General features: G+C 68.7%; 18 protein-coding genes. 8 read left to right on the forward strand and 10 right to left on the reverse strand.

Translation table 11 applies throughout. The features are described 5' to 3' along the window. Positions 1-7 precede the first annotated feature (7 nt). The 6 genes from AruCF_RS27340 to hutC form a co-directional block, all read right to left on the reverse strand. Positions 8-1,414 (reverse strand): amino acid permease, encoded by a 1,407-nt coding sequence (locus tag AruCF_RS27340; protein WP_049070732.1) that lies wholly within the window; start codon positions 1,412-1,414, stop codon positions 8-10. A 106-nt stretch (positions 1,415-1,520) separates the two neighbouring features. Beyond that, entirely contained in the window at positions 1,521-3,050 is a 1,530-nt protein-coding gene (gene hutH, locus AruCF_RS27345; protein ID WP_049070730.1) for a histidine ammonia-lyase, read from the reverse strand. A gap of 29 nt (positions 3,051-3,079) precedes the next feature. Next, the gene (locus AruCF_RS27350; RefSeq protein ID WP_049070729.1) at positions 3,080-4,498 is read right to left on the reverse strand and encodes a purine-cytosine permease family protein; all 1,419 of its coding nucleotides are present in this window, start codon (positions 4,496-4,498) and stop codon (positions 3,080-3,082) included. Positions 4,499-4,560: 62 nt separating this feature from the next. Then, complete coding sequence (hutU, locus tag AruCF_RS27355) at positions 4,561-6,240, reverse strand: urocanate hydratase (RefSeq protein ID WP_049070727.1); 1,680 nt, start codon at positions 6,238-6,240, stop codon at positions 4,561-4,563. A 149-nt stretch (positions 6,241-6,389) separates the two neighbouring features. Next, positions 6,390-7,016, reverse strand: a complete 627-nt coding sequence (locus AruCF_RS27360; RefSeq protein ID WP_049070725.1) for a HutD/Ves family protein — start codon at positions 7,014-7,016, stop codon at positions 6,390-6,392. Next, positions 7,013-7,756 carry a histidine utilization transcriptional repressor HutC gene (gene hutC, locus AruCF_RS27365; protein WP_049070723.1) on the reverse strand — a complete coding sequence of 248 codons (744 nt, stop codon included), beginning with the start codon at positions 7,754-7,756 and terminating at the stop codon, positions 7,013-7,015. Before hutC ends, AruCF_RS27360 begins: the two co-directional genes overlap by 4 nt. Positions 7,757-7,891: 135 nt before the next feature. Between hutC and AruCF_RS27370 the strand changes: the two genes are divergently transcribed. From AruCF_RS27370 to AruCF_RS27380, 3 genes are all read left to right on the forward strand, one after another. Further along, positions 7,892-8,182 carry a metal/formaldehyde-sensitive transcriptional repressor gene (locus tag AruCF_RS27370; RefSeq protein WP_049070722.1) on the forward strand — a complete coding sequence of 97 codons (291 nt, stop codon included), beginning with the start codon at positions 7,892-7,894 and terminating at the stop codon, positions 8,180-8,182. Between the two features lie 25 nt (positions 8,183-8,207). Continuing rightward, on the forward strand, positions 8,208-9,317 hold the full coding sequence (locus AruCF_RS27375) for an S-(hydroxymethyl)glutathione dehydrogenase/class III alcohol dehydrogenase (protein ID WP_049070720.1): 1,110 nt from the start codon (positions 8,208-8,210) through the stop codon (positions 9,315-9,317). A gap of 166 nt (positions 9,318-9,483) precedes the next feature. Further along, on the forward strand, positions 9,484-11,409 hold the full coding sequence (locus AruCF_RS27380; RefSeq protein ID WP_049070718.1) for a bifunctional metallophosphatase/5'-nucleotidase: 1,926 nt from the start codon (positions 9,484-9,486) through the stop codon (positions 11,407-11,409). Positions 11,410-11,468: 59 nt separating this feature from the next. On the opposite strand, the gene AruCF_RS27385 is transcribed toward AruCF_RS27380, so the two are convergent. From AruCF_RS27385 to AruCF_RS27400, 4 genes are all read right to left on the reverse strand, one after another. Then, positions 11,469-11,840, reverse strand: a complete 372-nt coding sequence (locus AruCF_RS27385) for a hypothetical protein (protein ID WP_235432725.1) — start codon at positions 11,838-11,840, stop codon at positions 11,469-11,471. A gap of 101 nt (positions 11,841-11,941) precedes the next feature. After that, positions 11,942-13,282: a heavy metal sensor histidine kinase gene (locus AruCF_RS27390; RefSeq protein WP_049070716.1), complete on the reverse strand. Its 1,341-nt coding sequence runs from the start codon at positions 13,280-13,282 to the stop codon at positions 11,942-11,944. Beyond that, on the reverse strand, positions 13,282-13,971 hold the full coding sequence (locus AruCF_RS27395; RefSeq protein ID WP_020925543.1) for a heavy metal response regulator transcription factor: 690 nt from the start codon (positions 13,969-13,971) through the stop codon (positions 13,282-13,284). Before AruCF_RS27395 ends, AruCF_RS27390 begins: the two co-directional genes overlap by 1 nt. A gap of 183 nt (positions 13,972-14,154) precedes the next feature. Then, entirely contained in the window at positions 14,155-14,493 is a 339-nt protein-coding gene (locus tag AruCF_RS27400) for a DUF4148 domain-containing protein (protein WP_049070714.1), read from the reverse strand. Between the two features lie 255 nt (positions 14,494-14,748). On the opposite strand from AruCF_RS27400, the gene AruCF_RS27405 reads away from it, so the two are divergent. The 5 genes from AruCF_RS27405 to AruCF_RS27425 all read left to right on the forward strand — a co-directional run bounded on the left by AruCF_RS27405 (position 14,749) and on the right by AruCF_RS27425 (position 23,039). Further along, positions 14,749-15,993, forward strand: coding sequence for a TolC family protein (locus AruCF_RS27405; RefSeq protein WP_049070711.1), 1,245 nt, complete (start codon positions 14,749-14,751; stop codon positions 15,991-15,993). 13 nt (positions 15,994-16,006) lie between these two features. Then, positions 16,007-17,230 (forward strand): efflux RND transporter periplasmic adaptor subunit, encoded by a 1,224-nt coding sequence (locus AruCF_RS27410; protein ID WP_049070710.1) that lies wholly within the window; start codon positions 16,007-16,009, stop codon positions 17,228-17,230. A gap of 16 nt (positions 17,231-17,246) precedes the next feature. Further along, positions 17,247-20,432 carry a CusA/CzcA family heavy metal efflux RND transporter gene (locus AruCF_RS27415; RefSeq protein WP_049070709.1) on the forward strand — a complete coding sequence of 1,062 codons (3,186 nt, stop codon included), beginning with the start codon at positions 17,247-17,249 and terminating at the stop codon, positions 20,430-20,432. Between the two features lie 137 nt (positions 20,433-20,569). Next, a complete protein-coding gene (locus AruCF_RS27420) occupies positions 20,570-21,601 on the forward strand; it encodes a glycosyltransferase family 2 protein (protein WP_049070708.1) in 1,032 nt (343 codons plus the stop codon). Beyond that, positions 21,585-23,039, forward strand: a complete 1,455-nt coding sequence (locus AruCF_RS27425) for an ArnT family glycosyltransferase (RefSeq protein ID WP_049070706.1) — start codon at positions 21,585-21,587, stop codon at positions 23,037-23,039. The genes AruCF_RS27420 and AruCF_RS27425 overlap by 17 nt, the downstream gene beginning before the upstream one ends. Positions 23,040-23,046 lie beyond the last annotated feature (7 nt).

Here is a 23,046-nt window from a genome sequence, read left to right on the forward strand (position 1 = left end):
CGGCGGCTCAATCCGCGCCCTCGGCGGCCGGCAAGCCGATGCCGCCGCCGGGGCCCTTCGGCCACACCCACAGGCGATAAGCCACGCACAGCAGCGCGAGCCACACCGCGCCCACGACCAGGGCGGCCTGCGTCTTGGGGAAATAGCCCAGCACGCCCAGCACGAACAGCATGAACACGATGGCCGCGATCGGCGCCACCGGCCACCACGGCACCGGGAACTTCAACGCCGCCACTTCCTCGCGCCGCATGGCGCGGCGCATGGCCACCTGCGACAGCAGGATCATCAACCATACCCAAACCGTGGCGAACGTGGCAATCGAGGCGATCAGCACGAACACGTCCTTGGGAATCAGGTAGTTCAGCAGCACGCCCATCAGCAGCGACAGCGTCATCACCACCACCGTCATCCAGGGCACGCCGCCGCGCGACACGCGCGCAAAGCCCTGCGGCGCCTGGCCTTGACGCGCCATGCCGTAGAGCATGCGGCCGGCGCCGAAAATGTCGCTGTTGATCGCCGACACCGCCGCCGAAATCACCACCAGGTTCAGGATGTGGGCCGCCGAGCCGATGCCCAGGCTATCGAAGATCTGCACGAACGGGCTGCCCTGGCTGCCGATCTGGTTCCACGGAAAGATCGACATCAGCACCAGCAGCGTCAGGACGTAGAACAGCAGGATGCGCAAGGGCACCGCGTTGATGGCGCGCGGAATCACGCGCGCCGGGTCCCTGGCCTCGCCCGCGGTGATACCGATGATCTCGATGCCGCCGAACGCGAACACCACCACCGCCAGCGATGCCACCAGGCCGCCCAGGCCATTGGGCATGAAGCCGCCGTGCTGCCACAGGTTGTGCACGCCGGTGGCCGCGCCGTCCGCGCCCAGGCCGATGCCGAACAGCATGATGCCCAGGCCGCCGGCGATCATCGCGATGATCGCCGCGACCTTGACCAGCGACAGCCAGAACTCCATTTCGCCGAACACCTTCACGGCGCACAGGTTGAGCCCGCCGATGAAGAACACGATGGCCAGCACCCAGATCCACTGCGGCACGTCGGGAAACCAGAAGCCCATGTACAGCCCGAACGCGGTGATGTCGGCCAGGCAGACGATGATCATCTCGAAAGTGTAGGTCCAGCCGGTGACGAAACCGGCAACCGGTCCCAGATAGCTGGTTGCGTACTGGCCGAAGGAGCCGGACACAGGCGTGCGCACCGCCATTTCGCCCAGCGCGCGCATCACCATGTAGACCGCCGCGCCGGCGATCAGATAGGCCAGCAGCACCGACGGTCCCGCCTCCTGGATGGCCTTGGCCGAGCCATAGAACAGGCCGGTGCCTATGGCCGACCCCAGGGCCATGAAGCGGATGTGCCGCGCCGACAGGCCTCGCCTGAGATCCCGCTCCTGAGTTTCCATCCTTGTCTCCGTATCGTTTTCTGGCCGAGCGGCGGCCGGCCGCCCGTGGACGGCCAGCGTCAGGGAGCCGACGCCCCGCTCGGCGCGCGCCGGCCGCCCGGAAGCGTCACAGGCTGGGCAGCAGGCCCGCCGGCATCAGTGCGTTCAGTTGCCGGCCGGCGATAAGCTGGCTGGCGGCCTCGATGTCGGGCGCGAAGAAGCGGTCCTTCTCGTAGTGCGCGACCTTCTCGCGCAGCAGGCCGCGCGCGCGCTCCAGCTTCGGCGAGGTTTTCAGGCCCGCGCGGAAGTCCAGGCCCTGGCAAGCGCCCAGCCACTCGATCGCCAGGATGTCGCGCACGTTATCGGCCATGGGCCAGAGACGCTTGCCGGCGTTGGGCGCCATCGACACGTGGTCCTCCTGGTTGGCCGAGGTCGGCAGGCTGTCGACGCTGGCCGGGTGGGCCAGCGCCTTGTTGTCGCTGGCCAGAGCGGCCGCGGTCACCTGCGCGATCATGAAGCCGGAGTTCACGCCGCCATTGCTCACCAGGAACGGCGGCAACTGCGACATGTGCTTGTCCATCATCAGCGAAATGCGGCGTTCGGACAGCGCGCCGATCTCGGCCAGCGCCAGGGCCAGGTTGTCGGCCACCAGCGCCACCGGCTCGGCATGGAAGTTGCCGCCCGACAGCACGTCGCCCTGTTCCGCGAACACCAGCGGATTGTCGGAGACAGCGTTGGCCTCGATCTGCAGCACCTGCGCCACGTGGCGGATCTGCGTCAGGCAGGCGCCCATCACCTGCGGCTGGCAGCGCAGCGAGTAGGGGTCCTGCACCTTGTCGCAGTCGGCATGCGAGTGGCCGACCTCGCTGTCTTCGGTCAGCAGGTCGCGGTACACGGCGGCCACGTCGATCTGCCCCGGCTGGCCGCGGGCCTCGTGGATGCGGGCGTCGAACGGCACGCGCGAGCCGAGCATGGCTTCCACACTGAGGCTGCCACAAACCAGGCCGGCGGCCAGCAGGTCCTCGGCCTCGAACAGTCCGCGCAAGGCGTAGGCGGTGGACACCTGGGTGCCGTTCAGCAGCGCCAGGCCTTCCTTGGCCGCCAGCGTCAGCGGCTCCAGTCCGGCGCGGGCCAGCGCCGCCTTGGCCGGCAGCCACTCGCCGTCGCAGCGGGCGCGGCTTTCGCCCAGCAACAGCAGCGACATGTGCGCCAGCGGCGCCAGGTCGCCGGAAGCGCCCACCGACCCCTTCAGCGGGATATGCGGATAGACGCCGGCGTTGACCAGCGCGATCAGGCTGTCGATGACCTTGCGGCGGATACCCGAGCGGCCGCGCGCCAGGCTGTTGATCTTGAGCACCATGATCAGGCGCACCATGGCGTCGTCCAGCGCTTCGCCCACGCCGGCCGCGTGCGACAGCACCAGCGAGCTTTGCAGCGCCTGCAGGTCTTCGCGGGCGATCTTGGTGGAGGCCAGCAGGCCGAAGCCGGTATTGATGCCGTAGGCCGTGCGGCCTTCGGCGATGATGCGGTCCACGCAGGCGACGCTGGCGTCGATCGGGCCATGGGCGGCAGGGTCCAGCGTCAGGCGGCCGGGCTGCTGGTACACCTGGCGCAATTGCGCCAGCGTCAGGTGGCCGGGCTTGAGGTGCAGATCCATTTCTTGTTCTCCAGGATGAGGCTTCGGTGTCATGCGATATCGTGGCCGCGCCGCGCCGGCAGGAGCGCGGGTTGCCCGGCGCGGCGGGCGAGGATGAAGTAGAGGATGCCGGGCACCACCAGCCCGATGATCCAGGAAATATCCACGCCGCCCAGGTGCGCGACCATCGGACCGGTGTAGAGCTTGGTCGAGATGAAGGGCATCTGCACCAGCACGCCCGTCACGTAGACCAGGATGCCGGGCCAGTTCCAGCGGCCGTAGCGGCCATCGGGGTCCGACAGCGCGGCCGCGTCGTAGCGTTCGCGGTTGATGAAGTAGTAGTCGACCAGGTTGACGGCGCTCCAGGGCGTGAAGAAGGCCAGCAGGAACAGGATGAACGACTTGAAGGCGTTCAGGAACGAATGCTGCCCCGCCAGCGCCACACAGGTGGCCGCGCCCACGATCAGCAGCACGAACACCAGCCGCTGGCGCCGCGAGATGTCCACATGGCCGCGAAAGCCGCTGATGATGGTGGCGATGCACATGAAGCTGCCATACGAATTCAGCGTCGAGATGGTGACCTTGCCGAACGCGATGCTGAAGTACAGCAGCGCCGCCGTGGCGCCCGCGCCGCCCAGGCCGACGATGTAGGCCACCTCGCGGCCGGCGAACTGTCCGGCCGCCATGGCCGCAGCCAGCACGCCCAGGGTCATGGCGATCTGCGCGCCCAGCACCGAGCCCGCGCCGACCGCCAGGAAGGTCCTGAGCGGCGACGTGCGGCTGGGCAGGTAGCGCGAATAGTCGGCCACGTAGGGGCCGTAGGCGATCTGCCAGGAGGCCGCCAGCGATACCGCCAGCAGGAACGCGGTCCAGCTGAAATGGCGGATCCGCAGCAACTGGCTGAGGTCGCCCAGCGCGACCACGCGGCTGAACAGGTAAACGAAGGCGACCAGCCCCAGCACGCTGGCCACGCGGCCGATGATGTGGATCATGCGGTAGCCGAACACGGTCACCAGCACGATGACGGCGGCGAACAGCAGGATGCCCGCGCTGTCGCTGACCCCGAGCAGCTGGCCGATGGCCTGGCCCGACAGCACCGTGCCCGTGGCGGTGAAGCCCAGGTACATCAGGCACACCAGTACGATGGGAATCGCCGCGCCGTAGACGCCGAACTGCACCCGGCTGGAGATCATCTGCGGCAGGCCCAGCCTGGGCCCCTGCGCCGCGTGCAGGGCCATCACGGCGCCGCCGAACACTTGGCCGATGAACAGGCCGATCAGCGACCAGAACACATCGCCGCCCAGCACCACCGCCAGCGCGCCCGTGACAATGGCGGTGATCTGCAGGTTGGCGCCGAGCCAGAGCGTGAACTGGCTGTAGAGCCGGCCGTGGCGCTCGCTCTCCGGGATGTAGTCGATGGAGCGTCGTTCGATCAACGCCACTTTTTGCGCCGCGCGGTCCTGCTGCATGCGAGGTCTCCTCGTGGACACCGTCCGGCGGCGCCCTGGTTGTTCCACAGCGTGCCGCCGGCTCAGCGGGTGGCGTTGATCATGGGCAGGTCCAGGCCCTGTTCGCGGGCGCAGTCGATGGCGATGTCGTAGCCGGCATCGGCATGGCGCATCACGCCGGTGCCCGGATCGTTGGTCAGCACGCGGGCGATGCGCTCGGCCGCCGCGTCGGTGCCATCGCACACGATCACCATGCCGGCGTGCTGCGAGAAGCCCATGCCCACGCCGCCGCCGTGATGCAGCGAGACCCAGGTGGCGCCGCCCGCGGTGTTCAGCAGGGCGTTGAGCAGCGGCCAATCGGACACCGCGTCGGTGCCATCGCGCATGGCCTCGGTCTCGCGGTTGGGGCTGGCCACCGAACCGGAGTCCAGGTGGTCGCGGCCGATCACCACGGGCGCCGACAGTTCGCCGCTGCGCACCATCTCGTTGAACGCCAGGCCCAGCCTGGCGCGCTGGCCCAGGCCGACCCAGCAGATGCGCGCCGGCAGGCCCTGGAAGCGGATGCGTTCGCGCGCCATGTCGAGCCAGCGATGCAGGTGGGCATTGTCGGGAATCAGTTCCTTGACCTTGGCGTCGGTCTTGTAGATGTCCTGCGGGTCGCCCGACAGCGCGGCCCAGCGGAACGGACCGACGCCGCGGCAGAACAGCGGCCGGATGTAGGCGGGCACGAAGCCCGGGAAATCGAAGGCGTTCGCCACGCCTTCGTCCTTGGCCATCTGCCGGATGTTGTTGCCATAGTCGAAGGTCGGGACGCCCTGCTTCTGGAAGTCGAGCATGGCCTTGACGTGCACGGCCATCGACTGCTTGGCCGCCTTGACCACCGCCGCGGGCTCGCGCTGGGCGCGCTCGCGGTACTCGGACCAGGTCCAACCGGCGGGCAGATAGCCGTTGAGCGGATCGTGGGCGCTGGTCTGGTCGGTCACCATGTCCGGACGCACGCCACGGCGCACCAGCTCGGGCAGCACCTCGGCGGCGTTGCCGCACAGCGCGATCGATACCGCGCGGCCTTCCGCCGTGTAGCGAGCGATGCGCGCCAGCGCGTCGTCCAGGTCGCGGGCCTGCTCGTCGACGTAGCGGGTGCGCAGGCGAAAGTCGATGCTGGCCTGCTGGCACTCGATGTTCAGCGAGCAGGCGCCGGCCAGCGTCGCGGCCAGCGGCTGCGCGCCGCCCATGCCGCCCAGGCCGGCGGTCAGCACCCAGCGGCCGGCCAGGTCGCCGCCGTAGTGCTGGCGGCCGGCCTCCACGAAGGTCTCGTAGGTGCCTTGCACGATGCCCTGACTGCCGATGTAGATCCAGCTGCCGGCGGTCATCTGGCCATACATCGCCAGGCCCTTGGCGTCCAGCTCGTTGAAGTGTTCCCAGGTGGCCCAGTGCGGCACCAGGTTGGAATTGGCGATCAGCACGCGCGGCGCGTTGGCGTGGGTCTTGAATACGCCCACCGGCTTGCCCGACTGTACCAGCAGGGTTTCGTCGTCCTCCAGGCGCTTGAGCGTCTCGACGATCCGGTCGTAGCAGTCCCAGTCGCGCGCGGCGCGGCCAATGCCGCCGTACACCACCAGCTCCCTGGGATTCTCGGCCACGTCCGGGTCGAGGTTGTTCATCAGCATCCGCAGCGGCGCTTCGGTCAGCCAGCTCTTGGCCGTCAGCTGGTTGCCGCGCGGGGCGCGGATCTCGACGTCGCGGTATCGGTTCGATTTTTCCAAGGCAGTCTCCGTGTTCGAGGGCGGCGCGCGGTGAAACGCGGCGGATGCCGAATCATAGGATGCCTATGCTTGTATATACAAGTCCGACGGAGTCGTTTTGCGGTCAGGGATTTCCCGTACAAAAAAGACCGATCAGTGGCTGAGGCCGTTCAACCGTGGCGCCGCTGCAGTTCGATCAGGCAGGCGTCCAGCATCGACGCCGACGCCAGCCGGTACTCCGCCAGATCATCGCGGCCGTCCTCGCGCGCCGCGGCCTGCTGTTCGATATGCAGGCAATCGTAGCGCGCCGGTTCGGGCAAGGCGCGGCCGTCGCGCCGGACGGTCAGCGCCTGCCCCGCGTTCAGCAGCAACACCGTGCTGGCGGCGCTATGGAACGCCCACTCGCGCACGCCGCCGATCCACTGCAGCCGGGCGCGGTAGTGACGCGGCGAGTAGATCAGATTGAAGTCGCGGATGGCGCCGTCCAGCAGGCGGCAGTCGACCCGCGCATCGCCGGAAAACGCGTAGGCCTGGCGCGGCCGCAGCGGCGCCTGCGCCTGGCCGTCGACGGTCAAGGCGATGCCGGCGCCTTCGAGCACCGTGATGATGCGCTGCAGGCCATTGAACGACGAGAACCCGCCATCCTGGGCCACGTCGGCGATGGACAGGCGCCATTCGAACGCGGCGCTGTCGCCGCCATCGTTGCAGGCCACTTCCTGGGTGGTGCCGCCGCCATTGCGCCAGGGCATGCGCGGGTAATCCTGTGCCCGGTACAGGCGCACATCGAACGGGATCATGTGGAGAATTTTCCTTCAAGACGATGGCGCGAACCGGGATGGATCAGGCGCGCCAGGGTGACGGCGCGTTCGCCCGACCAGGTGCGCCGGCGGATCAGCAGGCAGGGTTCGCTGCGCTCGATCTGCAACAGTTGGCACTCGCGCGGCTTGGCGACGATGGCCTCGACTACGTGCTCGCCCTCGGTCAGCGGCGCCACGCGCGTCAGGTACTCATAGGGCGTGTGCTGGGTGAAGTCCTGCTTCAGATAGTCTGGCGCCAGGCGCACATTGACGTAGCGGTCTTCGAGCTGGATCGGCACGTCGTCCTCGTAGTGCACGATGAGCGAATGAAACACCGGCTGGCCCTCGCGGATGTCGAGCGCGGCGGCCTGCTCGCCGCCGGCGGGTTCCTCGGCCAGCCGCACCACGCGCGCGTGGTGGCGATGCCCGCGCGCGCTGATCTCGTCGGCGATGTTGTTGACCGCGAACAGCGCCGAGCGGGTCTTGGGCTGGGCCACGAACGTGCCCACGCCCTGCATGCGCACCAGCAGGCCTTCGGCCGTCAGTTCGCGCAGCGCGCGATTGACCGTCATGCGCGAGTAGCCCAGCTCCTGCACCAGCTCGCTTTCCGAAGGCACGCGGTAGTGCGCCGGCCAGGCGCCGCTGCGGATCTGCTGGGCGATCATCTGCTTGAGCTGTGCGTACAGCGGCGCCGGCAGGGCCGAGGGCTGGGCCGGCAAACGGGGCGGGGGAGAAGCCAAGGGGTATCCTGTGTCGTGCCGTGGGACGAATGCCGATTATAAGGGTCGGCTGGACATGTACAGACAGGCCGCCCGCGCTGGACGCACCCGGTCAGCCGGCTTATACTCCCCCCCTGTATCCATCCGGAGGCCGCCGTGCCCCATTCCCCCGCAGAAAAAAAGCGCGTCACCACGCGCCTGCGCCGCATCCAGGGCCAGGCCCTGGCGCTCGAGCGCGCCGTCAACGAAGGCACGGAATGCGGCGCGCTGCTGCAGCAGCTGGCGGCCCTGCGCGGCGCGGCCACGGGGCTGATGGCCGAAGTGCTCGAAAGCCACCTGCGCGAGACCTTCCTGCAATCCGCCCAGGGCGCACGACCCGGCGCGGCGCTCGAACCCGAAGCGGAGATCGACCAGGTCATGCGCATCGTCCGCTCTTATCTCAAATAACCCATCCGACCTTCTGGAGCCCCTCATGAAATCACGCGCAGCCGTCGCATTCGGCCCTGGCAAGCCGCTGGAAATCGTTGAAATCGACGTCGCCCCGCCGCAACGCGGCGAAGTGCTGGTGCAGATCACCCACACCGGCGTCTGTCATACCGACGCCTTCACCCTGAGCGGCGACGACCCCGAAGGCCTGTTCCCCGCCGTGCTGGGCCACGAAGGCGCCGGCGTGGTGGTCGAGGTCGGCGAAGGCGTGACCTCGCTCAAGCCGGGCGACCACGTCATTCCCCTGTATACGGCCGAGTGCCGCGAGTGCAAGTTCTGCCTGTCGGGCAAGACCAACCTGTGCCAGAAGGTGCGCGCCACCCAGGGCAAGGGCGTGATGCCCGACGGCACCTCGCGCTTCAGCTATGAAGGCAAGCCGCTCTACCACTACATGGGCTGCTCCACCTTCAGCGAGTACACCGTGGTCAACGAGATCTCGCTGGCCAAGATCAACCCGGCCGCGCCGCACGAAAAGGTCTGCCTGCTGGGCTGCGGCGTCACCACCGGGCTGGGCGCGGTGCACAACACCGCCAAGGTCAAGGAAGGCGACACCGTGGCCGTGTTCGGCCTGGGCGGCATCGGCCTGGCGGTGATCCAGGGCGCGGTGCAGGCCAAGGCCGGCCGCATCATCGCGGTCGACACCAACCCGAACAAGTTCGTGCTGGCCAGCGCCATGGGCGCCACCGACTGCATCAACCCCAAGGACCACGACAAGCCGATCCAGGAAGTGATCGTCGAGCTCACCGACGGCGGCGTGGACTTCTCGTTCGAGTGCATCGGCAACGTGCACGTGATGCGCGCCGCGCTCGAATGCTGCCATAAGGGCTGGGGCGAGAGCATCATCATCGGCGTGGCCGGCGCCGGCCAGGAAATCAGCACGCGCCCGTTCCAGCTGGTCACCGGCCGCGTCTGGCGCGGCTCGGCCTTCGGCGGCGTCAAGGGCCGCACCCAGCTGCCGGGCATGGTCGAGGATGCCATGAGCGGCAAGATCGACCTGGATCCGTTCGTCACCCACACGCTGCCGCTGGAACGCATCAACGAAGCCTTCGACCTGATGCATGAAGGCAAGTCGATCCGCACCGTGATCCATTACTGACGCCCGGCTGAGGTTTCCGCGGGCCCGGCGCGCATGCGCCGGGCCCGCTTTCTTTCATGACAAGTCGGCGACAGCCGCCGCGCCAAATATGACAGGCCCGTCATTCATCTTCGCGTAATCTCGGCCCGCGACCATGCGCCCTCCGAAGACAGAGGGATGCGCGCGAATGATCACGTGGAAGAGGACGGCCGGCGCGGCCGCATTGAGCCTGGTGGCCCTGCTGGCCGGTTGCGGCGGCGGCGACGACGACGAGACGCCGGCCAGTCCGCCGCCCGAGCCGGCGCCGGTCGCCAGCCGGCCGATGGAACTGACGATCCTGCACATCAACGATCATCATTCCAACCTGGACAGCAAGAAGAAAGACCTGAAGCTGCTGAACGCCGCGGGTTCGCGCGTCGCGGTCAATGACGACATCGGCGGCTTCCCGCGCGTGACCGCCGCGTTCCAGGCGCTGGCGGCGCAGGCGCCCAACGTGCTCAAGCTGCACGCTGGCGACGCCACCACCGGCACGCTGTACTTCAATCGCGCCGGCGAGCCGGGCGAGGCCGACGCGGCCCTGATGAACACGGTCTGCTTCGACGCCATGACGCTGGGCAACCATGAATTCGACAAGGGCGACAGCGGCCTGAAACGCTTCATCGAACTATTGCATGCCGGCACCTGCCAGACGCCCGTGCTCAGCGCCAACGTGACGTTCGGCGCCAACTCGGCGCTGAACCCGGCGCGCGCGCCCGGCATGGTCAAGCCTTCCATCGTGCTGCGGCGCGACGACCAGCCGATCGGCGTGGTCGGCCTGACCATCGCCAACAAGACGCAGCAGTCGTCCAGCCCCGACCCCGGCACGCTGTTCTCCGACGAAACCGCCGCCGCGCAGCAACAGATCGATGCCCTGCGCGCGCAGGGCGTGAACAAGATCGTGGTGATGAGCCACATCGGCTACGAGTACGACAAGCAGATCATCCCCAACCTGAGCGGCGTGGACGTGGTGGTGGGTGGAGATTCGCACACCCTGCTGGGACCGGCCGCCCTGTCGACCTATGGCGTCGGCTCGCCCGCCGGCCCATACCCCACCGAACTGCGCAACAAGGACGGCAAACGCGTCTGTCTGGTGCAGGCCTGGGAATACTCGCAGGTGGTCGGCGAACTGAAGGTCAGCTTCGACGCCAACGGCGATGTCACGGCCTGCGCCGGCACGCCGCACGTGCTGGTGGGCGATGCCTTCAAGATCGGCGGCGCGACGCCCGCCGCGGCCGACCAGGCCGCCATCCTGGCGGACGTGGCCGCCAGCGGCTTCCTGCGGGTGCAGGCGCCGGACCCGCAAGCCACCGCCGTGCTGCAGCCTTTCAAGGCCAAGGTTGACGCGTTCAGCGCCAGCCTGGTGGCCACGGTGCCGCAGGAGCTGTGCTCGCGGCGCGTGCCCGGCGGCCCCGGTTCGCGCGACTACGGCCGTTCCAGTGTCGCCTGCAACACGCTGGGCAACGTCAGCCTGCACGGCGGCGACATCCAGCAGCTGGTGGCCCAGGCCTACCTGGAAGTGGCCAATGCCAACTACGGCGGCGCCGACATTTCCCTGCAAAGCGGTGGCGGCGTGCGCGTGCCGCTGCTGGGTAATGTGACGGCGGCCAACGTGATCGAGGTCGTGCCGTTCGGCAACATGCTCTGGCGCCTGGATATCACCGGCGCCGAAGTCAAGGGCATGCTGGAAGACGGCATGCAGGCGGTCTACGGCCCGGGCGGCTCCACCGGCCCTTACCCGTACGCGGGCGGACTGCGCTGGGACGTGAATGCCGCCCTGGCCCAGGGCAGCCGGGTGTCGAACATCGAAGTGCTGGACAGCGCCAGCGGCAACTGGCTGCCTCTGGACCTGAACCGCACCTACAAGCTGTTCGTGCTGAGCTTCAACGCCACCGGCGGCGATGGCTACAAGACCCTTGCCAACGTGCCGGCGGCGCGGCGCCAGGACATCGGCGTGCTGGATGCCGACGTGCTGCAGGCCTACATCGACAAGCAGGCCAAGGATCCGGTGTCCGGCCTGCCGGTGCTGAACCTGCTGCCGATCAGCCTCTACAGCACCAAGACGTATAGCGAGTAACCACGCTACCCCAGGCAGGCCATGCTGTGCGGCATGGCCGCGCCGCCGGCGGCGCCGGTTCAGCGCGCATCCTGCAACTCCCTGCAAAGCGCGGCCTCGAATTCCGGTCCGCCGCGCATCCGCAGATACGTCGCGTAGTGTTGCCGATAGCGCTCGCTGAAGACGTCGGGCAAGGGACGCGCGCGCGACAGCTGCGCCATGCCGGATGCGCGCCAGACCTCGACGTCGGCGCGCACTTCCTCGCGCGTCGTTGCGCCCTGCGCGCGCCGCGCGGCGAACTCGCGCCGCGCCTCGGCCGGCACGTCGCATTGCCAGTCCAACGCCGCGGCGCCGTCCAGGCCAGGCGCCGGCCGGGCCGCCGATGCGGGCCAGGCCGCGGCCAGGCCCGCCGTCACCATGGCGGCACATGCCGCCCGCTTCCATCGCTGCATAAAAGCTCCATCGCGCTCGGACCCGCGCACCCTCACAGGGGCGCGGCCGGCGTACAGAAGCAGTCTAGGCAAGGCATGCCAACAGAAGCCGCACAGGAAGATTAGTTTTCTGTAATGTGGCGGTCGGCAATCCAGAAGCCGATGGTGACGACGCCGCCCTCCGAGCACGCGAACGGCCTGCCGCCGTGCATGCGGGCGATGGCGGCGACGATGGCCAGTCCCAGCCCATGGTGATTGGCATCGAAGGGCCGCGCCGCGTCCATGCGGTAGAAGCGGTAGAACAGCCGCGGCAGATGCTCCTGGCCGATGGGATCGCCCTGGTTGCGCACGGCGACGCGGATGCCCGCCTCGCCCCGGTCGACCAGCAGATCGACGCGACTGCCCCGGTGCGCGTAGCGCACGGCATTGGACACCAGGTTGGAGACCGCCCGCTGCAGCAACGGGCGATCGGCCTGCGCCGCCGCCTCGCCCGAGACCGCGAACGACAGGCCCGCGTCCATGGCTTCCGCTTCATGGTAGTCCGCCACCTCCGACAACACCTGCGCCAGGCTCGGGATCCAGGCGCCGCGCGCTTGCGCGCCGCGGTCTGCCTGCGACAGGAACAACATGTCGTTGACGATGCCGGACATCCGCTGCAGTTCCTCCAGGTTCGATCCCAGGATTTCGCGCAGCTCCTGCTCCGAACGCCGGCCGCTCAACGCCAGTTCGGTCTCGCCGATCAGCGTCGCCAGCGGCGTGCGCAGCTCGTGCGCCACGTCGGCGTTGAAACCTTCCATTTGCACATAGGCGCGCTCCACCCGCTGCAGCACCGCATTGAACTGGTGCACCAGCGGCCGGATCTCCTCGGCCTGGTGGCTTTCGTCGAGCCGCTCGCCGATGCGGTCGGGCGACAGCCGCGCGGCCTGACGGCCCAGTTCGTCGACGGGCGCCATGGCGCGCCGCACCAGCCGCGTGCCGAGCGCCGACACCACGATGGCGCCGGCCAGCGCGCAGGCGAACAGGGTCCAGGCCAGCGCGGCCCGCAGGTGCAGGTCGGAAGTGATATCCAGCACCAGTTCCGCATTCATGGAGCCCCCGGGCGAGCCCGGCACCGGCAGCGTGAAATTGATGCGTCTGTCGTGACCGGCGTCGTTGTCATCGGGCAGGCCATAAACCACCCTTCTGCCATCGATCTCCAGCGCCAGCGAAAAATCGGGCCGGCCGTAGAAGAAGTCATCGAGCTTATGCCGCAGCGAGGCCGAATCGCCCTTGGCCGCGTTCTCCTCGACCAGGTGCTTGATCACTTCCATCTTCTGCGCCAGCAGCGCTTCCTGCCGGATCGACAGATTGCGATTGGTGGCCCAATAGACCGCCACGCACACCAGGCCCAGGCCGGCGAACGTCAGGATCGCCAGCCAGCGCGTGAGCCAGCGGCGCAATGACCGGGGACGCGGCGCCGGCATCAATCGTCCCGCGTTTCCAGCACGTAGCCCATGCCGCGCACGGTGTGCAGCAGCTTCTTTTCGAACGGGTCGTCGACCTTGCCGCGCAGGCGCCGCACCGCCACCTCGACCACATTGGTATTGCTGTTGAAGTTGATGTCCCAGACCTGCTCGGCCAGCTCCAGGCGCGACAGCACCTCGCCCTGCTTGCGCATCAGCAGCGCCAGCAGGGTGAATTCCTTGGCGGTCAGGTCCAGCCGGGTGCCGGCGCGATAGGCGCGCCGGCGCAGCAGGTCGAGTTCCAGGTCGCCGATGCGCAGCACATTCTGGCCGCCGGCCTCGGCCACGTTGTGGCCACTGCGACGACCCAGCGCCAGCACCCGCGCCAGCAGTTCGGACAAGGCGAAAGGCTTGGCCAGGTAATCGTCGGCGCCATCGCGCAGCCCCTTGACGCGGTCTTCCAGCTTGTCGCGCGCGGTCAGCATCAGCACCGGCACGCGGTCGGTCTTGCGCAGTTCGTGCAGCACCGAAAAACCGTCCATGCCCGGCAGCATCACATCCAGCAGAATCAGGTCGTACTGGCTTTCGCGCGCCAGGTGCAGGCCGCTGACGCCGTCCATCGCCACATCGACCACGTAGCTGTGCTCGGTGAGCGCGCGGCGCAGGTATTCGGCGAGTTTCTTTTCGTCTTCAATGACCAGTATTTTCATGAGGCCCCGGATGGAGAAAGGGACGAACCGCGACGCAGTGCCACCCTATTCTACGTTCGCGGCGTCGGAATACGACAGCCGCCGTCCACGCGCCAGGGCGCGGGACGGCGACGGCGGCCGGGCCGCACCGGTTGCCGCCCGCGGCGCGCTGGCCGCGAACGGCGCGGAAACGACGGGGCGCGTTCAACCCGGGGTATAGATCGCGTCCAGCCGGGCGCGTTCGGCCGGCGTCATCGCCTCGACTTCCGCCAGCGCGTCGGCGCGGGTGCGCGACGTGCCCTGCTTGGCCCAGCCCGGCTTGCCCAGGTTGTAGTAGGTGAAAAACCACTGGCGCCTGTCGGCCTTGGCGGCGGCCAGTTCGCTGGCGACCTGCTCGCCGGTCTTGCCCATGGCCGCATGGTCCGGCGCGATGCTGTAGCCGATCTCGGTGTTGGTCGGGTGCCAGGTGCTGTTGGCGCTGGCCAGGGCCGGCACGGCCAGGGCGCCGCACAGGGCAAGGGTGGCGACGATGCGTTGCTTCATGAGGATATCTCCCAGTTTCGGTGACTTGCCGGGGCGGCCAGGACGCCGCGCCTGCACGCTTTTTGTTAAGCGGTGAAGACACTCTACGGACACGACCACGTCAATTCGCCAACACGCCGATTACGAATTCGTAAGGCGCGCGAACCTTACGGAAATGTCATTTTTCTGTCGAGGATCTGACGAGGCCCGTTGGATAGAGTGCCCACCAATGCCTGTCTCAGCCCGAGTCCGTGGCGCCCTCCCTTGGTTGACCTCATGCGTTTATCCCCGATACCGCTCCTCGTGGCGGCCGCCGTCTTCCTCTCGCCCGCCTGGAGCCAGGCGGGCCCCGGGGCGGCCGCGCCGGCCTCCCAAGTCGCGCCCGCCCTGACACTGGAGCAGGCGCTGGCCGCCGCTTATGAACGCAGCCCGCTATTGGCGGCCGCGCGCAACGAGGCCGCGGCCAGCGAAGGCCAGGTCACGCAGGCCGGCGTCATCCCCAACCCCAGCCTCGAAGTCGGCATCGACGACAACCGCCGCAGCACCCGCACCACCACCACCGCCCTGAGCATGCCGGTCGAGCTGGGCGGCAAGCGCGGCGCGCGCATCACGGCCGCCGGCCTGGCGCGCGACATCGCCCGGCGCGATCTGTCCAGCGCGCGCGCCGACCTGCGCGCCGCCGTCATCGCCGCCTTCTTCGACGTAGCGGTGGCGCAGGAAACGGTACGGGTGGCGCAGGGCACGGTCGAGATTGCCCAGAACGCCCTGCGCCTGGCTGAACGGCGCGTGGCGGCCGGCAAGGCGCCGCCGCTGGAAAGCAGCAAGGCCCGCGTCGAACTGGCCAACTCGCGCATCGAAGCCCGCGCCGCCGACTCCGCGCTGGACGCGGCGCGGCGCAAGCTGGGGCAGTTGTGGGGCGCGCCGGAAGCGGATTTCGCGCGGGTCAGCGCGGACCTTCAGGCCCTGCCACGGCGCGACGCCATCGACGACCTGCGCGCCGCGCTGGCCGCCTCGCCGCGCATGGAGGCGGGCCGCCTCTCGGTCGAACTGGGACGGGCCCAGCTGGAGGTCGAGAAAAGCAAGCGCTATCCCGACATCACGCTCAGCGCCGGCGTCGCGCGCGACAACGAACAGGGCCGCAACAAGGCGCAGTTCGGCGTATCGATCCCCCTGCCGCTGTTCGACCGCAACCAGGGCAACGTCTATTCGGCCACGATGCAGTCATACAAGGCGCAGGACCTGTACCGCGAGCTGGAGTCGCGCCTGACCGCCGACCTGCTGCAATCCGTGTCGCGATTCGACCTGGCCGCCAATTCGGTGCGCGAGTACCGCAGCACCGTGCTGCCCGGCGCCAACGAGGCCTACGAGAGCGCCCGCAAGGGCTTCGAGGCCGGCAAGGTCAGTTTCCTGGAAGTGTTGGACGCGCAGCGCACGCTGTCCCAAGGAAACATCGCTTACCTGAACGTCCTGGCCAGCGCCTATCAGGCGGCGGCGGACATCGATCGCATTCTCGGACGTTGACCTTATTCCTCCCATGACCATGCACACCGCGCTTTCCGCCTTTTCCCGACCGGCGCTGGCCGCCGCCCTGTCCGCCGCCTGCCTGCTGGCGCTGGCCCTGCCACGCCCGGCCCAGGCCGACGCCGCCGGCGACGGACACCGTCACCCGGCCGCCGACGCCGCGCCGCAGGCCAAGGCCGGCGACGCCGAAGCGGCCGCCGATCACAATGAAGACAAGATCACGCTGAGCGCCGAGCAGATCCAGGCCGCCGGCCTCGGGATCGAAACGGCCGGCCCCGCCAAACTGGAAACCGCGTCGCGTTTCCCGGGCGAGATCAAGTTCAACGCCGACCGCACCGCGCACGTGGTGCCGCGACTGGCCGGCGTGGTGCAGGAGGTATCGGCGGACCTGGGCCAGCAAGTGAAAAAGGGCGACCTGCTCGCGGCGCTGTCCAGCACCGCGCTGTCGGAGCTGCGCAGCGAATGGCTGGCCGCCAGCAAGCGCCGCGACCTGGCCGCCGCCACCCACCAGCGCGAACTCAAGCTGTGGCGCGAGAAAGTCTCGGCCGAGCAGGACTACCAGCAGGCGCGCACCGCGCTGCAGGAAGCCCAGATCGCGGTGCAGAACGCCGCGCAGAAGCTGGCGGCCATTGGCGCGCCGCCGCAGTCCAATGACCTGAGCCGGCTGGAGATCCGCGCGCCGTTCGATGGCGTGGTGGTCGAGAAACACATCGCCCTGGGCGAGGCGCTGGCCGACACCGCCAGCATCTTCACGCTATCGGACCTGCGCACCGTCTGGGCGGAGTTCGTGATCGCGCCCAAGGACCTGCAGGACGTGCGCGTGGGCGAGGCCGCCAGCGTCGACTCCGCGGCGTTCTCGGGCCGCGCCAGGGGCGAGGTGTCGTACATCGGCTCGCTGCTGGGCCAGCAGACCCGCACCGCCACGGCCCGCGTCACCCTCGACAACCCCGACATGGCCTGGCGCCCGGGCCTGTTCGTCTCGGTAAACGTCGTCACCAGCAGCGCCGACGCCGCGGTGGCGGTGGCGGCCGACGCGGTCCAGACCGTCGAGAACGAATCGGTGGTGTACGTGGAAGTGCCGGACGGCTTCCTGGCGCGGCCGGTCAAGCTGGGCCGCGCCTCGGGCGAGCAGGTCGAAGTGCTGTCGGGCCTGGCCGCCGGCACCCGCTACGTCGCCCGCAACGCCTTCGTGCTCAAGGCCGAGCAGGGCAAGGCCAGCGCCAGCCACGCGCACTGAGCCGGAGCACGCAGACATGTTCGAACGCCTCATCCGCTTCGCCATCGAGCAGCGCTGGCTCGTCATCTTCGTCACCCTGGGCGTCGCCGCCATCGGGGTCTACAACTACACCCGGCTGGCCATCGACGCCGTGCCGGACATCACCAACGTGCAGGTGCAGATCAACGTCGGCGCGCCGGGCTATTCGCCGCTGGAGACCGAGCAGCGCATCACCTATCCGATCGAAACCGTCATGGCCGGCCTGCCCGGGTTGCAGCAGACCCGCTCGCTGTCACGCTACGGCCTGTCGCAAGTGACGGTGATCTTCCAGGACGGCACCGACATCTATTTCGCCCGCCAGCTGGTCAACCAGCGGCTGCAGGAAGCCAAGGAGAGCCTGCCGGAAGGCATCACGCCGACCATGGGGCCGATCTCCACCGGCCTGGGCGAGATCTACCTGTGGACGGTGGAGGCCGAGCCGGGCGCCAAGAAGGAAGACGGCACGCCCTACACGCCGACCGACCTGCGCGAGATCCAGGATTGGGTCATCAAGCCGCAGCTGCGCAACATCACCGGCGTCACCGAGATCAACTCAATCGGCGGCTTCGCCAAGGAATATCAGGTGGCGCCCGACACCGAGCGGCTGGCCTCCTACGGCCTGTCGCTGACCGACATCATGACGGCGCTGGACCGCAACAACGCCAACGTCGGCGCCGGCTACATCGAGCGCAAGGGCGAGCAGTACCTGATCCGCGCGCCGGGCCAGGTGCGCTCGATCGACGACATCCGCGACGTGGTGCTGACCGCCGTGGACGGCCAGGCCATCCGCATCCGCGACGTGGCCGAGGTCGGCATCGGCCGCGAGCTGCGCACCGGCGCGGCCACCGACAACGGCCAGGAAGTGGTGCTGGGCACCGTCTTCATGCTGATCGGCGAGAACAGCCGCGCGGTGTCGCGGGCGGTGTCGGCGCGCATCGACGCCATCAACAAGACCCTGCCGGCCGGGATCCAGGCCGTCACCGTGTACGACCGCAGCAACCTGATCGACAAGGCCATCGCCACGGTCAAGAAGAACCTGCTGGAAGGCGCGACCCTGGTGATCGTGATCCTGTTCCTGTTCCTGGGCAACATCCGCGCCGCGCTGATCACCGCCATGGTGATCCCGCTGTCGATGCTGTTCACCTTCACCGGCATGGTCACCTACAAGGTCAGCGCCAACCTGATGAGCCTGGGCGCGCTGGACTTCGGCATCATCGTCGACGGCGCCGTCGTGATCGTGGAGAACTGCGTGCGGCGCCTGAGCCACGCGCAGGAACAGCAGGGCCGGCCCCTGACACGCAGCGAGCGTTTCCACGAGGTCTTCGCCGCCGCGCGCGAGGCGCGCCGGCCATTGCTGTTCGGCCAGCTGATCATCATGGTGGTGTACCTGCCGATCTTCGCGCTCAGCGGGGTCGAGGGGCGCATGTTCCATCCCATGGCCCTGACCGTGGTGCTGGCGCTGCTGGGCGCGATGATCCTGTCGGTCACCTTCGTGCCGGCGGCGGTGGCGCTGTTCATCGGCAAGAAGGTCTCGGAAAAGGAAAACCGCCTGATGCTGTGGGCCAGGCGCCGCTACGCGCCGCTGCTGGACCTGGCCCTGCGCCGCACGCCGCTGGTGCTGGCCGCGGCCACCCTGTTCGTGGCGGTGTGCGGCGTGATCGCCGCGCGCATGGGCAGCGAGTTCATCCCCAATCTGAACGAGGGCGACATCGCCATTCAGGCGCTGCGCATTCCCGGCACCAGCCTGAGCCAGTCGCTGGAAATGCAGAAGCAGCTGGAGACCCGGCTGAAGCAGAAATTCCCCGAGATCGAACGCGTGTTCGCCCGCACCGGCACCGCCGAGATCGCCTCCGACCCGATGCCGCCCAACATCTCCGACGGCTACATCATGCTCAAGCCCCGCGATCAGTGGCCCGCCCCGCGCAAGACCCAGGCCGAGCTGTTGCAGGCGATCCAGGAAGAGGCCGCGCGGATTCCGGGCAACAACTACGAGTTCTCGCAACCGATCCAGCTGCGCTTCAACGAGCTTATCTCCGGCGTGCGCAGCGACGTGGCGGTGAAGATATTCGGCGACGATAACGAGGTGCTGAACCGCTCCGCGGCCGAGGTCGCCCAGGTGTTGCAGGCGATTCCCGGCGCCTCCGAAGTCAAGATCGAGCAGACCACCGGCCTGCCGGTGCTGACGGTCAACATCGACCGCGCCCGCGCCGCCCGCTACGGCCTGAATCTGGCCGACGTGCAGGACACGCTGGGCATCGCCATCGGCGGCCGCGAGGCCGGCACCTTCTTCCAGGGCGACCGCCGCTTCGACATCGTGGTGCGCCTGCCAGAGACCGTGCGCGAGAGCATCCCGGCGCTGCGCAAGCTGCCCATCGCGCTGCCCCGGAGCGAAGGACAGACCCAGACCGCCTACATCCCGCTGTCGGAAGTAGCCACCTTCGACCTGGCGCCCGGCCCCAACCAGATCTCGCGCGAAGACGGCAAGCGCCGCATCGTGGTCAGCGCCAACGTGCGCGGCCGCGACCTGGGCTCGTTCGTGGCCGACGCCGAGGCGGCGCTGGCCGAGAAGATCAAGGTGCCCGCCGGCTACTGGACCGCCTGGGGCGGCACCTTCGAGCAGCTGCAATCGGCGGCGCAGCGCCTGCGGATCGTCGTGCCTGCGGCGCTGCTGCTGGTGTTCGGGCTGCTGTTCGCGATGTTCGGCAACATCAAGGACGGCCTGATCGTATTCACCGGCATTCCCTTCGCGCTGACCGGCGGCGTCATCTCGCTGTGGCTGCGCGGGATTCCGCTGTCGATTACCGCGGCGGTGGGCTTCATCGCGCTGTGCGGCGTGGCGGTGCTGAACGGCCTGGTGCTGCTGTCGTTCATCAGCTCGCTGCGCGAATCCGGCAAGCCGCTCGACCAGGCGGTGCGCGAGGGCGCCCTGACGCGGCTGCGGCCGGTACTGATGACCGCGCTGGTGGCCTCGCTCGGCTTCGTGCCCATGGCAATCGCCACCGGCACCGGCGCCGAGGTGCAGCGGCCGCTGGCCACGGTGGTCATCGGCGGCATCATTTCCTCGACCATCCTGACGCTGTTGGTGCTGCCGGCGCTGTACCGGCTGATGCACCGCAAGGATGCCGAAGAGGTGGAGCTGGCCGAGAGCGAGGCGCGGCGCCAGGAGCGGCCGGCGGCCGGATGATCGCCGTGGCGGGCCCGAGCTTGCGCAAATGTAATGTGACCGTCAGCGCGCTGTCGAGGGCGGCTCAATAGAGTGGTGGCACGTCGGCGCCGCACGGCCGGCGCGGCCCGCCCGATCGACTGAAAAGTACCCAGACCATGCGTCCCTATCTCGATATCCCGACCCCGCCGCGCGCCCAGCCGCGCCCGGTGCAAATCTCCATCATCATCCCTTTCCTGAACGAACGCGAAGTGCTGCCGTTGTGTCACGCGCGGCTGCGGCAGGTCCTGGACGCGCTTGGCGAGCCGTGGGAGATCGTGTTCGTCGACGACGGCAGCCAGGACGGCAGCGCCGAATACCTGGCGGGCCTGATGGCGCGCGAAGCCGGATTGAAACTGGTGCGGCTGAGCCGCAACTTCGGCAAGGAAGCCGCCATGACGGCCGGCCTGAAGCATGCCTCGGGCGCCGCCGTGATCCTGCTGGATGCCGACCTGCAGGATCCGCCGGAGTTGATCCCGGACATGGTGCGGGCCTGGCGCGAAGGCGCCGACGTGGTCTGCATGCGGCGCCGCAGCCGCGCCGGCGAAAACTGGTTCAAGCGCGCCTCTGCCTATGCCTACTACCGCCTGCTCAGCCGCCTGAGCCGGGCCGCGATCCCGGCGGACACCGGCGATTTCCGCCTGATGAGCCGGCGCGCGGTCGACGCGCTGCTGCGGCTGCCTGAACGCTGCCGCTACATGAAGGGCTTGTATGCCTGGATCGGCATGCCCACGCGCGTCATCGACTACGACCGCGCGCCGCGCGCCGCCGGCGCCACCAAGTGGAACGTCTTTGCGCTGCTGCGGCTCGCGCTGGAGGGCATCACGTCGTTCTCCACGGCCCCGCTGCGCTGGGCCACGATCGCGGGCATGACGGCCGCGCTGCTGGGCGCCTTGTTCGGTATCATCATCATCTTCAAGACACTGATCTACGGCCACGACGTCCAGGGTTATCCCTCGCTGATGGCCATGATCACGTTCCTGAGCGGCATCCAGCTGATCACCATCGGGTTGTTGGGCGAGTACATGGGCAAGACTTATATGGAAACCAAGCAGCGCCCGGTCTACCTGGTGCGCGACGTACAAGGCAGCGCCACGATGGCCATGCCGCTAGCCGAAGCCGCAAAGGGTCCGCATGCGGTTAACTACTAAGGGCCTGCTGCTGGGCCTGATCGGCATCCTGGCGCTGCGGCTGCTGGCCATGGCGGCAATGCCGTTCGCGGACACGTCCGAGCCGCGCTACGCCGAGATCGCCCGCCTGATGGCGACGACCGGCGACTGGATCACGCCCTGGTTCGAACCCGGCGAACCGTTCTGGGGCAAGCCGCCGCTGGCCTTCTGGGCCCAGGCGCTGTCCATCCGCCTGTTCGGCCTGTCCGAACTGGCGGTGCGCCTGCCGTCCTGGCTGGCGATGCTGGGGGTGCTGGCGCTGGTCCACCGCTGCGCGCGGCAGTTGCGCGGCGAACAGGCCGCGCGCTGGGCCACGCTGCTGTTCGCCACCATGCTGCTGCCGTACGCCAGCGCCGGCGCGGTGCTGACCGACGCCTTCCTGGCCCTGGGCATCACGCTGTCGATGGTGTCGTTCCTGCTGGCGCCGCGCGATCCGCGGCCACTCTGGCGCTACGGCTTCTTCGCCGGGCTGGCCATCGGCCTGCTCGCCAAAGGGCCGCTGGCGCTGGTGCTGACCAGCGGCGCGATCGTGCCCTGGATGCTGTGGCACCGCAACGCGCGCGCGCAGTTGAGCGCATTGCCGTGGACGGCTGGCATCGTCCTGACGCTGGCGTTGACCTTGCCCTGGTACATCGCGGCCGAGCTGAAGACGCCGGGATTCCTGCGCTACTTCATCCTCGGCGAACACATCCTGCGCTTCGTCGATCCAGGATGGGAGGGCGACCGCTACGGCTCGGCCCACGAGCGCCCCTACGGCAGCATCTGGCTGGACTGGCTGCTCGCGACCATGCCGTGGGGCGCCGCCTGGCTCGGCCTGTTGCTGTGGCCCCGGCGCGACGCGCCGCTGGGACGCCGCGTGGCCGCGGCGGCGCGCGACCCCGACCAGACCTATCTGCTGACGTGGGCACTGGCCACGCCGGCGTTCTTCACGCTGTCGGGCAACATCCTGTGGACCTATGTGCTGCCGGCGCTGCCGCCCGTTGCGCTGGCGCTCGGCATGCGGGTGGCGCAATGGCGTGACGCGCGCCAGGGACGCCTGATGCTGGCGGGCATGACGCTGGCGCCCGCCGCCGCGCTGGTCCTGGCCCTGCTGGCCTGGCTGCTGCCGACGCACTACAAGACGGAAAAGCAACTGGTGCAGCGCGCCGAAGCCGCCATGCAAAGCGGCGATCGGCTTTATTTCGTCGGCAGCCGCCCGTTCTCCGCCCGGTACTATTCGCGCGACACGGCCGACCTGGTGGACGGTCCGCAAGCCCTGACCGCGGTGCTGCCCGCCCCGGGCCAGCGGGTATTCCTCGCCGTGCGCAGGCGCGAGGCGACCACCTTGCTGGCGACCTGGCGCGGACAGGTCACGCCGCTGTACTCGAGCCGGCGCTACACCTTGCTGCAAGTGGCGGGCGAGGGCGCCACGGCGCCCTGACGCCGGC

Origin of the sequence: Achromobacter ruhlandii (genome assembly GCF_002082135.1) — a bacterium.
Taxonomy (GTDB): domain Bacteria; phylum Pseudomonadota; class Gammaproteobacteria; order Burkholderiales; family Burkholderiaceae_B; genus Achromobacter; species Achromobacter ruhlandii.

Bases quoted from the DNA above. Each gene is read 5' to 3' on its own strand.
- AruCF_RS27340 (WP_049070732.1), bottom strand. From the start codon at position 1,414: ATGGAAACTCAGGAGCGGGATCTCAGGCGAGGCCTGTCGGCGCGGCAC.
- hutH (WP_049070730.1), bottom strand. From the start codon at position 3,050: ATGGATCTGCACCTCAAGCCCGGCCACCTGACGCTGGCGCAATTGCGC.
- AruCF_RS27350 (WP_049070729.1), bottom strand. From the start codon at position 4,498: ATGCAGCAGGACCGCGCGGCGCAAAAAGTGGCGTTGATCGAACGACGC.
- AruCF_RS27360 (WP_049070725.1), bottom strand. From the start codon at position 7,016: ATGATCCCGTTCGATGTGCGCCTGTACCGGGCACAGGATTACCCGCGC.
- AruCF_RS27375 (WP_049070720.1), top strand. From the start codon at position 8,208: ATGAAATCACGCGCAGCCGTCGCATTCGGCCCTGGCAAGCCGCTGGAA.
- AruCF_RS27380 (WP_049070718.1), top strand. From the start codon at position 9,484: ATGATCACGTGGAAGAGGACGGCCGGCGCGGCCGCATTGAGCCTGGTG.
- AruCF_RS27385 (WP_235432725.1), bottom strand. From the start codon at position 11,840: ATGCAGCGATGGAAGCGGGCGGCATGTGCCGCCATGGTGACGGCGGGC.
- AruCF_RS27390 (WP_049070716.1), bottom strand. From the start codon at position 13,282: ATGCCGGCGCCGCGTCCCCGGTCATTGCGCCGCTGGCTCACGCGCTGG.
- AruCF_RS27395 (WP_020925543.1), bottom strand. From the start codon at position 13,971: ATGAAAATACTGGTCATTGAAGACGAAAAGAAACTCGCCGAATACCTG.
- AruCF_RS27400 (WP_049070714.1), bottom strand. From the start codon at position 14,493: ATGAAGCAACGCATCGTCGCCACCCTTGCCCTGTGCGGCGCCCTGGCC.
- AruCF_RS27405 (WP_049070711.1), top strand. From the start codon at position 14,749: ATGCGTTTATCCCCGATACCGCTCCTCGTGGCGGCCGCCGTCTTCCTC.
- AruCF_RS27410 (WP_049070710.1), top strand. From the start codon at position 16,007: ATGACCATGCACACCGCGCTTTCCGCCTTTTCCCGACCGGCGCTGGCC.
- AruCF_RS27415 (WP_049070709.1), top strand. From the start codon at position 17,247: ATGTTCGAACGCCTCATCCGCTTCGCCATCGAGCAGCGCTGGCTCGTC.
- AruCF_RS27420 (WP_049070708.1), top strand. From the start codon at position 20,570: ATGCGTCCCTATCTCGATATCCCGACCCCGCCGCGCGCCCAGCCGCGC.
- AruCF_RS27425 (WP_049070706.1), top strand. From the start codon at position 21,585: ATGCGGTTAACTACTAAGGGCCTGCTGCTGGGCCTGATCGGCATCCTG.